This window comes from Allobosea sp. 117 (assembly GCF_000702305.1).
Taxonomy (GTDB): Bacteria; Pseudomonadota; Alphaproteobacteria; order Rhizobiales; family Xanthobacteraceae; genus Ancylobacter.
On the sequence record NZ_JNLC01000017.1, the window covers coordinates 159,264 to 174,483 of the forward strand.

Annotated in this window: 10 protein-coding genes; 6 read left to right on the forward strand and 4 right to left on the reverse strand. The window is 67.7% G+C overall.

The features are described from left to right. Positions 1-89 precede the first annotated feature (89 nt). The 3 genes from U742_RS0119165 to U742_RS0119185 all read left to right on the forward strand — a co-directional run bounded on the left by U742_RS0119165 (position 90) and on the right by U742_RS0119185 (position 4,172). Positions 90-992, forward strand: a complete 903-nt coding sequence (locus U742_RS0119165) for a 3-dehydrocarnitine:acetyl-CoA trimethylamine transferase BcoG (RefSeq protein ID WP_029355979.1) — start codon at positions 90-92, stop codon at positions 990-992. Between the two features lie 12 nt (positions 993-1,004). After that, the gene (locus U742_RS0119170) at positions 1,005-2,513 is read left to right on the forward strand and encodes a carnitine 3-dehydrogenase (protein WP_029355980.1); all 1,509 of its coding nucleotides are present in this window, start codon (positions 1,005-1,007) and stop codon (positions 2,511-2,513) included. A 621-nt stretch (positions 2,514-3,134) separates the two neighbouring features. Next, positions 3,135-4,172, forward strand: coding sequence for an aliphatic amidase (locus U742_RS0119185; protein ID WP_029355985.1), 1,038 nt, complete (start codon positions 3,135-3,137; stop codon positions 4,170-4,172). 47 nt (positions 4,173-4,219) lie between these two features. Here U742_RS0119185 and U742_RS0119190 read toward each other — a convergent pair whose 3' ends face one another. The 4 genes from U742_RS0119190 to U742_RS0119205 form a co-directional block, all read right to left on the reverse strand. Further along, positions 4,220-6,511, reverse strand: a complete 2,292-nt coding sequence (locus tag U742_RS0119190) for a VWA domain-containing protein (RefSeq protein ID WP_029355987.1) — start codon at positions 6,509-6,511, stop codon at positions 4,220-4,222. Positions 6,512-6,522: 11 nt separating this feature from the next. Further along, entirely contained in the window at positions 6,523-7,323 is an 801-nt protein-coding gene (locus tag U742_RS0119195; RefSeq protein ID WP_029355989.1) for a CbbQ/NirQ/NorQ/GpvN family protein, read from the reverse strand. A 202-nt stretch (positions 7,324-7,525) separates the two neighbouring features. Further along, positions 7,526-8,170: an ANTAR domain-containing response regulator gene (locus U742_RS0119200; RefSeq protein WP_029355991.1), complete on the reverse strand. Its 645-nt coding sequence runs from the start codon at positions 8,168-8,170 to the stop codon at positions 7,526-7,528. Between the two features lie 32 nt (positions 8,171-8,202). Next, a complete protein-coding gene (locus U742_RS0119205; RefSeq protein WP_029355993.1) occupies positions 8,203-9,333 on the reverse strand; it encodes a transporter substrate-binding domain-containing protein in 1,131 nt (376 codons plus the stop codon). 249 nt (positions 9,334-9,582) lie between these two features. Here U742_RS0119205 and U742_RS23640 point away from each other — a divergent pair, with 249 nt between their 5' ends. Genes U742_RS23640 through U742_RS0119220 form a run of 3 tightly spaced genes read left to right on the forward strand, consistent with a single transcriptional unit; the run spans position 9,583 to position 15,216 of the window. Next, positions 9,583-10,401 carry an ImuA family protein gene (locus U742_RS23640; protein WP_038362184.1) on the forward strand — a complete coding sequence of 273 codons (819 nt, stop codon included), beginning with the start codon at positions 9,583-9,585 and terminating at the stop codon, positions 10,399-10,401. Further along, the gene (locus U742_RS0119215) at positions 10,367-11,854 is read left to right on the forward strand and encodes a Y-family DNA polymerase (RefSeq protein ID WP_248310422.1); all 1,488 of its coding nucleotides are present in this window, start codon (positions 10,367-10,369) and stop codon (positions 11,852-11,854) included. The genes U742_RS23640 and U742_RS0119215 overlap by 35 nt, the downstream gene beginning before the upstream one ends. After that, positions 11,851-15,216: an error-prone DNA polymerase gene (locus U742_RS0119220; protein WP_029355999.1), complete on the forward strand. Its 3,366-nt coding sequence runs from the start codon at positions 11,851-11,853 to the stop codon at positions 15,214-15,216. Before U742_RS0119215 ends, U742_RS0119220 begins: the two co-directional genes overlap by 4 nt. The last annotated feature ends 4 nt before the right edge of the window (positions 15,217-15,220 follow it).

The window sequence follows — 15,220 nt, forward strand, 5'->3', positions numbered from 1 at the left end:
TTCGTGAAATGGAAAATTGGCTGCGTGATAAGTTGCGTCACAGTTGCGGTTTCGCGTCAAGCTCGGTGCATCAGTTCGGGAGCCAGCACATGCCCTTGTCGATGAACCGCGATGTCTTCATCACCTGCGCCGTCACCGGTGCCGGCGACACGGTCGGGCGCTCGCCGCAGGTGCCGGTGACGCCGAAGCAGATCGCCGAATCCGCCATCGATGCCGCAAAGGCGGGTGCCGCCGTGGTGCATTGCCATGTGCGCGATCCGGAGACCGGCGCAGCCTCGCGCCGACGCGATCTGTTCCGCGAGGTCACCGACCGCATCCGCTCCGCCGAGATCGACGTGGTGCTGAACCTCACCGCCGGCATGGGCGGCGACCTCGTCTTCGGCAGCGTCGAGGCGCCGTTCCCGCTGAACGAGGCCGCGACCGACATGGCGGGAGCCACCGAGCGCGTCGCCCATGTCGCCGAGTGCCTGCCGGAGATCTGCACGCTCGATTGCGGCACGATGAACTTCAATCTCGGCGACTATGTCATGACCAACACGCCGTCCATGCTGCGCGAGATGGCGCGGCAGATGACGGCGCTGGGCGTGCGGCCGGAGATCGAGGCGTTCGACACGGGGCATCTGTGGTTCGCCAAGCAGCTCGTCGAGGAAGGGCTGATCGAGGACCCGGTGCTGATCCAGCTCTGCATGGGCATTCCGTGGGGAGCGCCGGACGACCTCAACACCTTCATGGCGATGGTGAACAACCTGCCGTCGAGCTGGACCTTCTCCGCCTTCTCCATCGGCCGCAACGCGCTCGCCTATCCCGCGGCGGCGGTTCTCGCCGGCGGCAATGTGCGCGTCGGGCTGGAGGACAACCTCTATGTCGGCAAGGGTCAGCTCGCCACCAACGCCCAACTGGTCGAGAAGGCGGCGACGGTGGTGAGCGGCATGGGTGCCCGGATCATCGGCCCGGCCGAGGTCCGCGCGAAGCTGAAGCTCACCAAGCGCTGAGGAGCGGTGACCATGACGAGCCTTGCCCCTGTCTCCCGCGCGGCCTGTGTCGGCGGCGGCGTCATTGGCGGCGGCTGGATCGCCCGCTTCCTGCTCGCCGGCATCGACGTGAAGGTGTTCGACCCGCATCCGGAAGCGACACGCATCGTCGGCGAGGTGCTCGCTAATGCCGAGCGCGCCTATGGTCTGCTGACCAACGCGCCGCTGCCGCCGCGCGGCCGCCTCTCCTTCTGCGCGAGCCTCGCCGAGGCGGTCGCCGATGCGCAATGGGTGCAGGAGAGCGTGCCGGAGCGGCTCGACCTCAAGCGGCGCGTGCTGGGGGAGATCGACGCCGCCTGCCCGGCCGATGCGCTGATCGGCTCCTCGACCTCGGGCCTCAAGCCCTCGGACCTTCAGGCGGAGCTGACCCATCCCGGGCGGCTCTTCGTTGCCCATCCCTACAATCCGGTCTATCTGCTGCCGCTGGTCGAGATCGTCGGTGGCACGGCGACGGCGCCTGCCACCATCGAGCGGGCGAAGGCGGTGCTCGACGCCATCGGCATGAAGGGCGTCGTGATCGCCCGCGAGATCGAGGCCTTCGTCGGCGACCGGCTGCTGGAGGCGCTGTGGCGCGAGGCGCTGTGGCTGATCAAGGACGATATCTGCGACGTCGAGACGCTCGACGACGTGATCCGCTATTCCTTCGGCCTGCGCTGGGCGCAGATGGGCCTGTTCCAGACCTATCGCATCGCCGGCGGCGAGGCCGGCATGCGCCACTTCCTCGCCCAGTTCGGCCCCTGCCTGCAATGGCCGTGGACCAAGCTGACCGATGTGGTCGATCTCGACGATGCCCTCGTCGAGAAGATCGGCGCGCAGTCGGACGCGCAGGCCGCCGGCCTGTCGATCCGCGAGCTGGAGCGCATCCGCGATGAGAACCTCGTCGGCATCGTGCAGGCGCTGAAGGCCGGTCGCGGCGGCGAGGGCTGGGGTGCGGGCAAGCTGCTCGGCGATTTCGAACGCCGGTTGCAGGCGCGGGCGGCGCCGGGCACACCGGATGTCTCGGAGCCGCTTGCGCTGGTCGAGACGCGCGTATCGCCGGCCTGGATCGACTATAACGGCCACATGACCGAGCACCGCTATCTGCAGGTGTTCGGCGACACGACTGATGCCCTGCTTCGCCTGATCGGCGTCGACATGGCCTATGTCGAGGGCGGGCACAGCTACTACACGGTGGAGACGCATCTGCGTCACCTCGACGAGGCCAGGCTCGGTGAAGGGGTGCGGTGCACCTGCCAGATATTGGCGGCTGACGAGAAGCGCATCCACCTGTTCCACCGGCTCTTCGCCGGTTCGCCCGCCCGGGAGATCGCCACCGCCGAACAGATGATGCTGCACGTGGACAGCAAGGCCGGGCGCGCGACCGCGGCGCCACCTTCCATTCTCGCGCGCCTCATGCCGATCGCGGCGGCGCATGGGCGACTGGAAAGCCCCTCGGCTGCCGGTCGAGCCGTCGGCCAGAAGCGTGCCGTTCTGGCTGTCTGAGGCGCGGGGAGCGCTTCAGCTTCTAGGTTTTATTGTACCGCTAAAAGGTAATTAGCTCATCTTTCAGAGGCAAGTACTTCACTTTCCTGCACTGAAATCGTGCGCAATTTTGAAATAAAAGATACGCAAAAACACAGATATTTTATGAATTTTGACTTGACGTTGATGGATGAGTACTTTGGTTATCCAAATTTCTCGCGAGGGGACGATGGAAACCATCATATTCGGCATCTTCGCCGTCCTCATACTTATCGGGGCCTATCGCATGGTCATGGCCATGCGATAGGGCTTTCGCCGCCTGCTTTTGGCGGAATGTGGCCTTGTTTCGTGATCGGTCCGCCCGCCGCGCACTTGATGCGGTGCGGGAAAGATGATTACCTTTCAGCATAGACGCTTGGACATCATCGTCGGCAGCGTCATTTCGGGCTGACAGAACTGTCGGTCCGCGCAGGTGACAGCACCGCCCTGCTCCGAGCGAGCACGGGCGGCTTGTAGTTTCACCTGCCCCAACCACCCCAACATCATCCTCATTGTTGCGCCGCAGCGGGCTTCCGTCTGGGCCATGGCGTGGTCGTCGACCACGTCGCAGTGGCGCGCGATCAACGATACGGGAGCACGAAGATGCTGCATGGCGATATTTCATCCAGCAAGGACACCGTCGGCGTCGCGGTGGTGAACTACAAGATGCCGCGCCTGCATACGAAGGCCGAGGTGCTGGCCAATGCCCGCAAGATCGCCGACATGATCGTCGGCATGAAAATCGGCCTGCCGGGCATGGATCTGGTCATCTTCCCGGAATATTCGACCCACGGAATCATGTATGATTCCAAGGAGATGTATGAAACCGCCTCGACCGTGCCGGGCGACGAGACGGAAATCTTCGCGGAAGCGTGCCGCAAGGCCAAGGTCTGGGGCGTGTTCTCGCTGACCGGCGAGCAGCACGAGGAGCACCCGAACAAGGCGCCCTACAACACGCTCATCCTGATGAACGACAAGGGCGAGATCGTCCAGAAGTACCGCAAGATCATGCCGTGGGTTCCGATCGAGGGCTGGTATCCCGGCAACTGCACCTATGTCTCCGACGGTCCGAAGGGGCTGAAGGTCTCGCTGATCATCTGCGACGACGGCAACTATCCGGAAATCTGGCGCGACTGCGCGATGAAGGGCGCCGAGCTGATCGTGCGCTGCCAGGGCTACATGTATCCGGCCAAGGACCAGCAGGTGGTGATGGCCAAGGCGATGGCCTGGGCGAATAACGTCTATGTGGCGGTGGCGAATGCGGCCGGCTTCGACGGGGTCTATTCCTATTTCGGCCATTCGGCGATCGTCGGCTTCGACGGCCGCACGCTCGGCGAGTGCGGCGAGGAGGAATACGGCATCCAGTACGCCCAGCTCTCCACCTCGCTGATCCGCGATGCGCGGCGCAACGGACAGTCGCAGAACCATCTCTTCAAGCTGGTTCATCGCGGCTACACCGGGATGATCAATTCCGGCGAGAGCGAGAAGGGCGAGGCCGCCTGCCCCTACGACTTCTACAAGAAGTGGATCGCCGATCCCGAAGGCACGCGCGAGATGGTCGAGGCCTTCACGCGGCCGACGGTCGGCACCGACGAGTGCCCGATCGAGGGCATCCCGAACAAGGCGGCGACGCACCGCTGACCTCTGCACCGGGCGGCGTTCCGCGCCGCCCGGCCCTCCACGTCCTGTCAGCGTCGCGACAGCCGGAAATAGAGTTCGGAAAGCCGCATCGGTAGATCCTCGATCCGGCGCACCGGCATCGCGTTCGCCTTGCCGAAGATCTTCGCGCCCGAGCCTACGCTGCGCGGATCCAGCGTCACGCCGAAGGTGTCGATGCCCCTCGCGTGAAGGCTGAGCACGGCGCGGCGGGCGTCCTGCGCGAGATCGTCGGGATTCTCGACATCGATATCCGAGGGCTCGCCGTCGGTGAGCACGAGGATCAGCTTGCGGAAGCTGCGCACTGCCGCGATCTCGGTGCCGGCATGGCGCAGCGCCGTGCCGAGGCGGGTCGAGAAGCCGGGTTGCAGGCCGGCGAGGCAGGAGGCCTCGGCCTGTCCATAGCCGACTTCGAAGCGCTTGAGATGCGTCAGCCGGACATCCTCGCGACCTGCGGACGAGAACGCGACGAGGGCGAAATCGTCGCCCAGGCCCGCCATGGCCTCGGCCAGCATCGCGACCGCGATCTTTTCGATGTCGAGAATGCTCGCACCGCTGGCCAGGCGGTCGCGGGTGGATTCCGATGTGTCGATCAGCACCAGCACGGCGAGGTCGCGCTGGTGGCGCGCGGAGGAGATGAAGACCCGTTCGTCCGGGGTCTCGCCGGCGTGCCGGCTGACGGCGGCATCGATCGCCGCGTCGATGTCGAGCGCATGGCCTTCGGCCTGCCGCTTGAGCCGCGTGGCGCGGCCCACCTTCGCCGCCCGTACCAGACGGCCTATGCGGGCGCGAAGAGCCCCTGCCCGTTCGAGCGCGCGTGTGAATTCCCGAACGTCGCCCGCCGCCGGCGCGACGGACCGAACGGTCGTCCAGTCGGGGCGCTCGATCCCGGCGGTGGCGTCCCATTCGGGATAGAGGCCGAGCACGATGCCGCGCTCGTCGGCCGCCTTCGGCCGGGCACGGCCGGAGGATGGGCTCTGCTCGGGCTCGTCCGCTTCGGGTGCCTCGTCGGTTTCGCGCCGCTCGATGCGCGCGGCATCGATCGCGAGGTCGACCTCCTCGATCCGCTCGGCGTCCTGATCGCCGAAATCCCACAGGCAGAGGCCGTCGTCGCGATAGATCGGCTCGACCAGATAGCCGCGCGCGTCGAAGCGGATGCGCCGCTGGGCGATGTCGTTGGCGAGGCGCGTGCCGATGTCGAAGCTGATCGCCGGGTCCTCGATGCGGGGCGATGCGTCGCGGAACAGGTTTCTAGCCTTGTCGATCAGGGCATCGGGGTCCTGATAACCCGGGTCGAACAGTCCCCGCGCGACGCGCGCCAGCAGCAGCGAGGCGAGCGGCTCCGGCACGGGCTCGGCGACATGATAGGGCGCCCACAGGCGCCTCAAGCCGGGGAAACGGCGCATCGCCCGCGTCTCGATGCGCGCATCCTCGATGAGCCCGATGCAGGCCATCTGCACGGGTTTCACCTTGCCGATCGCGAAACGTGGCGCGCCGAGCGCGAGATGTGCCGCGGCGTGGGCGGCGGCGGCGCGGAAAAGGCTGCGCGCGGCATCTCCGTTCACGCCGGCGAAGATGTCGGGCAACCGGATGACAGGTCCGGCAATATTGGTCCTCCGCGACACCTCATTGCCTGCGGGTGTCGGGAGAGGTTGGAGGTTCGGCTGAAAATGCGCGCTGCCGGCCCAAAGCGCTGTCAGAAAGCGTTTCAGGCCCTGCTCCAGCTCGGCAAAGCCGGGCCCGCCGCCAGCCCGCTCGACGAGCCTTTGCGCGAGCGGGTCCTCCAGGCTGAAGAAGCGCAGGCGTTTCGCGCGGTCGGTGCCGACCTTCAGTCCGGTCATGACGAAGGTTTCGAAGCTGTCGGGGCCGCCGGCGGCCAGCAGCCGCTCCGCGCTGGCAGCCGCCAGCGACACGCATTCGGGTGCCGCCCGGGCCAGCCCGACCAGGATGCGCCACCAGGCACTGCGCTCGTCGGGTGTCGCCAGCCGGCCGTCGAGCCTGGGATAGATGTCGAGCATCTCGGTCGCCGCGCGGGCACCGGCGTGACGGCAGATATCGGCGGCGGCGCGTGCCGCCATGCCGAGGGAGGCGGGCGAATGGCGCGTCGAAAGCTCGATGCTCGCCCGCCAGAAGGCCAGAAGGCAGCTCGCCCCTGCATTCACATTGACGAGTTCGAGCGTGCCGGCCGCCCAAGGTTCCAGCGCGGCAGGGTCGTGACGTCGGCTCAGGACCTGCCAGGTCTGCACGAAGCTCGCGCGCAGGGCTTCCCGCCCCCGCATGAGCCGGCCAAGCTCGGCGCCGACCGGTGCGGCCGCAACCGGCATGACGACCTCGTTCATGGCAGGCAGGCCGCGATCGCCGCGTCCAGCGCGTCACGCACATCCGCGTCGTCGGTGATCGGCAGGACGATGGCGGAGCGGATGGCTGCTTCCAGCGGCACCCCGCCGGCGATGAGGCGTCCGGTATGGATCAGCATGCGGGTCGAGGCGCCTTCATCGAGCCCCTGCCCGCGCAGATTGCGCGAACACGCCGCGACCGCGACGAGGGTGTGGGCGAGCTCTCCACCGGTGCCAGCCTCGCGGGCCACGATCTCGGCTTCCAGCGCCGGTGCCGGATAGTCGAAGTCGATGGCAACGAAGCGCTGCTTGGTGGATTCCTTCAGGTCCTTCACCGCGCTCTGGTAGCCGGGGTTGTAGGAGATCACGAGCTCGAAATCGGCATGCGCCTGGATCAGCTCGTTGCGCTTTTCCAGCGGCAAGACGCGCCGCGCATCGGTCAGCGGATGGATCACGACGGTGGTGTCCTGCCGCGCCTCCACGATCTCGTCGAGATAGCAGATCGCGCCGTGGCGCACGGCGAGTGTCAGCGGCCCGTCGTGCCAGACCGTGCCCTCCGGGCTCAGCAGGAAACGTCCGGCGAGGTCAGCCGCCGTCATGTCCTCATGCGCGGCGACGGTGATCAGCGGCCGGCCGAGCTTCCAGGCCATGTACTCGACGAAACGCGTCTTGCCGCAGCCGGTCGGCCCCTTGAGCATCACCGGCAGGCGGCTCGCATAGGCCGCCTCGAATATGGCGACCTCGTCGCCGACGCTCCGGTAATAGGGTTCGATCGAAACGCGATAGGCGTCGAGATTCATCGTGCAGCTCCACGGCAGGCATGTGCGTCTCCCGCGACGCTCGAAGCGGCATCGCGGTATCCGGCGGGCGGTTTGGGAAGGATGAGCGGCATGTCCTGCCGCGCTCGACGCTGTTGTCGAGGAAACGTCTGCCGTTCACGGCAGAGCGAAACGATTAAACCGCCATCGCCGCCTGCGCACAAGCGCCGGCGACGGTCGTTCTTCAGCTCTGCGGCAGTCCGCCGAGCAGGTCGAAGGAGGAGACGATGGCCTCGGCGAAGCTGCTGACGGAGAGGCGCCGCGCCATCGCCTGCGAGCGGATATATTGATACGCCTCCTCGCTGCCCACGCCGCGCGTGCTCATGACGATGGACTTGGCGCGCTCGATGGCGCGCATGGCGCGCAGGTTCTCCTCCAGCTTGGCCGCCTTGCTGCGCAGCCGCCGCTCATAGCGGAACTGGCTGAACCCCATGACGAGGCTTGCCTTGATGGCATTGGCGGTGAACGGGCGGGCGAGCACCGCATCCGGCGTCACCGCTTCCAGCATCGACGACGAGAAGGCTTCGCTATCCGGGGGGAGCATGATCACCAGCGCGGCGGTCGCCTCGCCGATCGGCCACGGCATCCGGCGCGCGAGGCCGGGTGAATAGTCGCAGAAGATGACCTCGCCATCGGCCGGCAGGATGTCCGCCCGACGATTGACCAATCGGGGTAGCACCCGCAGCTTCTTGAGCTCGCGCAGCAGGAGGTCGAGCTGGTCCTCGACGTCGGTCTCGACGACGACGCGCAGGCCCTGAAGCGTGCGCAGCGTGCCGAACCCGCTGTTTTCCACCTTCTCGGGACTGCTCGGCATATCGGCGTCTTTCATGTCGGCTCCGGGGCACTCGGGTCCGGTCGCTTTCACTCGACCGGACCGCACAGGAAGAAGGGATCGGCCAGCACCGGGCCCTGGGATTCGACCACGAGATCGAAGCCGCCGGCACGATTGGCGCGGCCGATGCGCGTCCAGAGGTCGGCGTGTCCGGTCTCGCTGATGCTGACACGTCCCTGCGGCGCGTCGATGGAGGAGCCGAGCACATAGGGCCGCAGCACGTCGGTATCGAGCGTGCCCGCCTTCTCCAGCGCCTGGGCGAACAGGTAGATCTGGAAATAGGCGGTCTCGGCGCACACGTTGGGCGCCGCCTGCTCGCCGTAGCGCTTCTTGAAGCGCGAGACGAAGGACGCGTTGGTCGAACCCTGGATGCTCTCGAAATAGCAGGCGGCGGTGATGTGGGCCTCGCCGACGTCGCAGCCCATGGCGTTGATCTCCGCCTCGGTCGTCGTCAGGCTGGCGATGGGGATGCGCTTGGGATCGAGCCCGGCGTCGGCATAGGCCTGATAGAGATGGCTGGTCCCCTGCCCCACCACCGTGGAGAAGATCACGTCGGCGCCGCTGTTCCTGATGGCGCGGACGATCGGTTCGAAATCGCGGCGCGGGGCATGGATGTCGACATAGTGCTCGGCGGCGACGCTGCCGCCCTGCGAGACGAGATATTCCCGCAGGAAGCGGTTCGTCTGCCGCGGATAGACATAGTCCGAGCCGATCAGGAAGAAGCGCGGACCATAGACGCGCATCAGATAGGAGCAGAGCTTGACGATGGTCTGGTTCGGCGCCGCGCCGGTATAGATGACGTTCGGCGAGGCCTCGAACCCCTCATAGGGTGTCGGGTACCAGAGCAGGCCGTTGAAGCGCTCGACGACGGGCATGATCGCCTTGCGGCTTGCCGAGGTGTAGCAGCCGAAGATGGAGGTGACGCCGTCCTCCACCATTAGCTTCCGGGCGAGATAGACATAGGACATGCTCGCCGAGCCAGGCTCATAGACGATCGGCACTATCTCCCGGCCGTTAACGCCGCCGGCGGCATTGATCTCCTCGACGGCCAGCAGGGTTCCGAAGAGCTGCGTGCGCTCGACCTCGGAGGTGCAGCCGTTCCGGGCGAACAGCACGCCGATCCGCCACGGCTCATTTCCTGGGCGCTGTCTGCCCTGCATGGTGCAAACTCCTCTTGAGCTTGCGGCGGCGAACGATGCTTTTCGCCCGCAAACCGCACCGGCGGGCCTCAGGCCCGCATCCTTTCCCCGGCGAGTTCGTCCGCTTCAGCGCATGATCGGTCCTACACGCAAGGATGATACCAATCGCTCGGCTTCTGTCCCTGGTGACATGAGGGGACGAGGGACTCGCTTTTCGGGAGCGTTCTTCTTAAGATGGAACAAATAGAGAACATTCCTTAAGCCCATGCCATGAACCGAACCGCTACACTGGCCGCATTGCGCCGCCGTCTCGCCGGACTGGCCAGCGGCGACATGCCCGATGGGCACGGACGGGTGGCTTTCGGCCTCCCCGAGCTCGACGGCCACCTCGATGGAGGCCTCGTGCGGGCAGCCCTGCACGAGATCTATGCCGCGGGTGCAGCCGACGTGCCGGCGGCGACGGCGGTCGCGCTCGGACTCGCCTGGCGCGCGGCGCATGGGCGGCCGATCCTCTGGGTGCGGCAGGACAGACTCGCGGCGGAGGCGGGCAACCCTTATCCCCCCGGCCTCGCGGAGTTCGGGCTCGATCCGTCGCGCTTCCTTTTCATGGCGGCCCCGGATGCCGCGGCGGTGCTGCGCGCGGGAGCGGAGGGGGCGCGATGCGCGGCGCTGGGAGCCGTGCTGATCGAGCCGCTCGGCTCGCCGCGCCTTCTCGACCTGACGGCCAGCCGCCGGCTAGTGCTGGCGGCACAGACCTCCGGCGTCATGACCGTGCTGCTGCGGATGGCGCAACCCTCGCCCAGCGCGGCGCAGACACGCTGGCTGGTCGTCGGGCGTCCCTCGCGCGCCCTGGAGGCGAACGCACCCGGCGCGCCGGCTTTCACCCTCCGGCTGCTGCGCCATCGCGGAGGCCTGGGCGAGCAGGAATGGCATGTGGAGTGGAACCGTGATGCAGGATCTTTCCGTTCGGCGGCCGAGCCGTCCGTCGCCCGCAGCATCGGAGACAGCGCGCCGCTATCTCGCCCTCTGGCTCCCCTTCCTGCCGGCGGATCGGGTGATCCGGTCGTCGCCCTGCGCCGTACCGCGTGACCGGCCCTTCGTCCTGATCGGCAAGGATCGCGGCGCGCTCAGGCTGTCGGATTGCAACCGCCCGGCCCTCGCCCTCGGCCTCACGCCGGGCATGACGCTCGCCGATGCGCGCGCGCGCATTCCCGATCTGCCGGCGTTTCAGGCCGATCCGGACGCCGACCGGATGCTGCTGGAGCGGGTGGCGGCCTATTGCGACCGCTTCACGCCGCTGGTCGCGCTCGATCCGCCGCATGGGCTGACCCTCGACATCACCGGCTGCGCCCATCTCTTCGGCGGCGAGGCGCGCCTGATGGCGCTGGTCGGCCGCTGCATGGCGGCGGCGGGGCTCGATCACCGCACAGCCATCGCCGGCACACCGCAGTCGGCGCAGGCGATGGCGCGCTTCGGCAGGGGCGGCATCGTTCCACCCGGTGGGGACGAGGCGGCGATCCGCCCGCTCCCCCTCATCGCGCTTGGCGTGCAGGCGGAAACAGTGACGGCGCTGACACGGGCCGGGCTGAAGACGATCGGCGATCTCGCCGACCGTCGGCCGGAGACGCTGGCGGCCCGGTTCGGCGAGGCGCTGATTGTGCAGCTCCGCCGCCTGCTTGGCCGGGAGGATGTGCGCATCACGCCGCTCCGGCCGCCTCCCGATTGCGTGGTGGAACGCCATTTCCCCGATCCGGTGACGCTCGCCTCCGCGCTCGAGGACGCCATTTCGGGCCTCGTCCAGGAGGCCGCGCGGATACTGGAACGGCGAGGCGAAGGCGGACGCCTGTTCGAGATCGCCTTCTTCCGCTCCGACGGCGCCGTCCGCCGCCTCGCCATCGAGACGGGCCGGCCGTCGCGCGACGCGGCGGCGATCCTGCGGCTCTGGCGCGAGCGGGCCGACACGCTCGCCGATCCGCTCGATCCCGGCTTCGGCTTCGATGCGATCAAGCTCGCCGTTCCCTTGTGCGAGCCGCTGGACGAGGTTCAGACGAGCCTCGACAGGCGGCATGCCGAGGATCACGAGGTGCTGGAGCTGGTGGACCGGCTCGTCGCCCGCTTCGGTCGCGACCGCGTGCTGCGCTTTGCCGCGCGCGATACCCACGATCCGCGTCGGCAGGCGGTGATGGTTCCCGCGACGGCACGCGTCGAGCCGGCGGCGCCCTGGCCGGAGCCGCAGGTCGGCGACCCTCCGGGCCGGCCGATCCAGATCTTCGAGCCGCCGCAGCCGATCGAGACGCTCGCCGAGGTGCCGGACGGCCCGCCGCTGCGTTTCCGCTGGCGGCGCGTGGTGCACGAGATCGCCCGTGCCGAGGGGCCGGAGCGGATCGCGCCGGAATGGTGGCGCGACGGCCCGCAGCCGCCGATGCGCGACTATTACCGGGTCGAGGATGCACAGGGGCACCGCTTCTGGGTGTTCCGCGCCGGGCTTTACGATACCGGCGCCGAACCGCCGCGCTGGTTCCTGCACGGACTTTTCGCATGAGCAGCTACGCGGAACTCGTCGCGGCGACGAACTTCTCCTTCCTGCGCGGCGCCGCGCCGGGGCCGGACCTGGTGCTGACCGCGCTGCTGCTGGGCCATGTCGGCCTCGGCATCGCCGATCGCAACAGCGTCGCCGGGGTGGTGCGTGCCTGGAGCGCGCTGGAGGAACTGCGCGAGCATGGCCTGCCCTCACCGGAGAAGGTCCGCGAGGGCGGCAGCCCAGGCGAATATGTCTGGGTCGAGGACCCGGATTTCGCCCATCTGCCCTTCACCGAAGATGAGATGCGCCGCAAGGCGAAGGCCTTCCGGTTGGCGGTAGGCAGCCGCCTCGTCTTTGCCGACGGCACGCCCGATCTCGTCGTCTATCCGGCGAACCGCGCCGGCTGGGCCCGGCTCTGCCGCCTGCTGAGTCAGGGCAATCTCCGGGCCGGCAAGGGCGAGTGCATCCTGCATCTCGACGACCTGCTCTCGGACACGCGGGACCTGCTTCTCATCCTCCTGCCCGGACAGGAGCTCGCCCCCCTGCCCGGCCTGCTGCAGCGTCTCGTGGAGGCCGCGCCCGGCGCCATCTGGCTCGGTGCCGCCATGCACCGGCGCGGCGACGACCGCCGCCGGCTGGCGCGGCTCAAGGCGATCGCCGATGCGGCGGGTGTGCCGCTGCTTGCCACCAATGACGTGCTGTATGACTCCCCGGCCCGGCGCGACCTGCAGGACGTGCTGACCTGCATCCGCGAAGGCGTCACCATCGAGACGGCCGGCCGCCTGCTCGAAGCCAATGCCGAGCGTCATCTCAAGCTGCCGCAGGAAATGGCCCGGCTGTTCCGCGATTGCCCGGAGGCGATCGCGGAGACGCAGCATTTCCTCTCGCGCGTCGAGTTCGACCTGCGTCAGCTCGGCTATGAATATCCCGACGAGCCGATCCCGCCCGGCTGGGAGGCGCAGGCGTGGCTGGAGGAACTGGTACGGCGGCGGACGCCGATCCGTTATCCGGATGGCGCCACGGAGAAGGTGCAGGCCCTGCTGGACCAGGAACTCGCTTTGATCGCCAAGCTCGACTATGCCCGCTATTTCCTCACCATCCGCCAGATCGTCGAATTCGCCGACAGCCGGGGCATCCTCTGCCAGGGCCGCGGCTCGGCCGCCAATTCGGCGGTCTGCTACGTGCTCGGCATCACCGCCGTCGACCCGGCCGACCACGATCTGCTCTTCGCCCGCTTCATCTCCGAGGAGCGCCGCGAGCCGCCCGACATCGACGTCGATTTCGAGCATGAGCGGCGCGAGGAGGTGATCCAGTGGATCTATGAGAAATACGGCCGCCATCGCGCCGGCATCGCCGCCACCGTCATACGCTACCGGCCGCGCAGCGCCATACGCGATGTCGGCAAGGCGCTGGGTCTCACCGAGGACATCACCGCCCGGCTCGCCGATACCCAATGGGGAAGCTGGGGCAGCAGGCTCGGCGACGATCGCGTCCGGCAAGCCGGCCTTGATCCGCGCAATCCGGTGATACGCCGGGCGGTCCACCTTGCCGGAAGGCTGCTCGGCTATCCGCGCCATCTCTCGCAGCATGTCGGCGGCTTCGTGCTGGCGCGCGGGCGGCTCGACGAGATGGTGCCCATCGGCAACGCCGCCATGAAGGATCGCACCTTCATCGAGTGGGACAAGGACGACATCGACGCGCTACGTCTGATGAAGGTCGACGTGCTGGCGCTCGGCATGCTGACCTGCATCCGCAAGGCGCTCGACCTGCTGCGCGAGCATGAGGGGATCGACTGGGGGCTGGCGGATCTGCCGAAGGAGGACACCGCGACCTACGACATGCTCTGCAAGGGCAAGTCGCTCGGCGTCTTCCAGGTGGAGAGCCGCGCGCAGATGAACATGCTGCCGCGGCTGAGGCCTCGAAAGCTCTACGACCTCGTCATCCAGGTCGCCATCGTCCGGCCCGGCCCGATACAGGGCAATATGGTGCATCCCTATCTCAAGCGGCGGGCGGGGATTGAGAAGGTCGACTACCCCTCGCCCGCCCCACCCCATGATCCCGATGAGCTGGTCGACGTTTTGAAGAAGACCGAAGGCGTGCCGCTCTTCCAGGAGCAGGCGATGAAGCTCGCCATGGTCGCTGCCGAATTCACGGATGTCGAGGCGAACGGCCTGCGCAAGGCCATGGCGACCTTCCGCAATGTCGGCACCATCGGCCGCTTCGAGGAAATGCTGGTCGAGCGCATGGTGAAGCGGGGCTATCAGCGTGACTTCGCCCAGCGCTGCTTCGAGCAGATCAAGGGCTTCGGCAGCTATGGCTTTCCGGAGAGCCACGCGGCCTCCTTCGCCAAGCTCGTCTACATCTCCTCCTATCTCAAGCGCCACCATCCGGCCGCCTTCGCCTGCGCCCTGCTCAACGCGCAGCCCATGGGGTTCTACGCGCCGGCGCAGATCGTGCGGGAGGCGCAGGAGAATGGCGACGTCGAGCCGCGCCCCGTCGACATCAATCACAGCGCACACGACAACACGCTGGAGGAGAACATGCCCGCCGCCGATGGCGGGAGGCGCTTCGCGCTGCGGCTCGGCTTCCGCCAGATCGACGGCTTCGCGGAGGATTGGGGCCTGCAGGTCGAACAGGCGCGCGGGGCCGGCTATCGCAGCGTCGAGGAGCTGATGCGCCGCGCCGCCCTGCCCGCCCGCGCCATGCGCCTCCTCGCCGACGCGGACGCCTTCCGCTCACTCGGCCTCGACCGGCGCGAGGCGCTCTGGGCGGTGCGCCGCCTGCCGGACGACGATGCGCTGCCGCTGTTCGCCTTCGCCAAGGCGAGCGAGCTGGGCGAGGAGGTCCGCCACCCGCTGCCGCTCATGCCGGTGAACGAGCACATCGTCGCCGACTACCAGACGACGCGCCTCTCGCTCAAAGGCCACCCGATGGGCTTGCTGCGCCCGCTGTTCCGGCGCGAGAAGGTGGCGAGCTGCGCGGAGGCCAATGCCCTACCCGATGGACGCTGGGTGCGGACGGCGGGCGTGGTGCTGGTGCGCCAGCGCCCCGGCAACGGCAAGGCCATCTTCATCACGCTCGAGGACGAGACCGGGATCGTGAACGTCCTGCTCTGGGCACGGCTTTTCGAACGCTTCCGCCGCGAGGTGATGTCGGCGCGGCTGATGGTGGTGGAGGGGGTGATGCAGAAAAGTCCCGAAGGGGTGGCACACCTCATGGGACAGAGGGTCCTCGACCGCTCGGGAGAACTGCTCGCCCTGTCCGAGACGCATCGCGCCACCATCGAGATGGCGCGCGCCGATGTCTTCCAGCATCCGCACCATCCGCGCGCGCAGCATCCGCGACATGTGCGCGTCATGCCGAAATCACGGGACTTTCATTGACGGG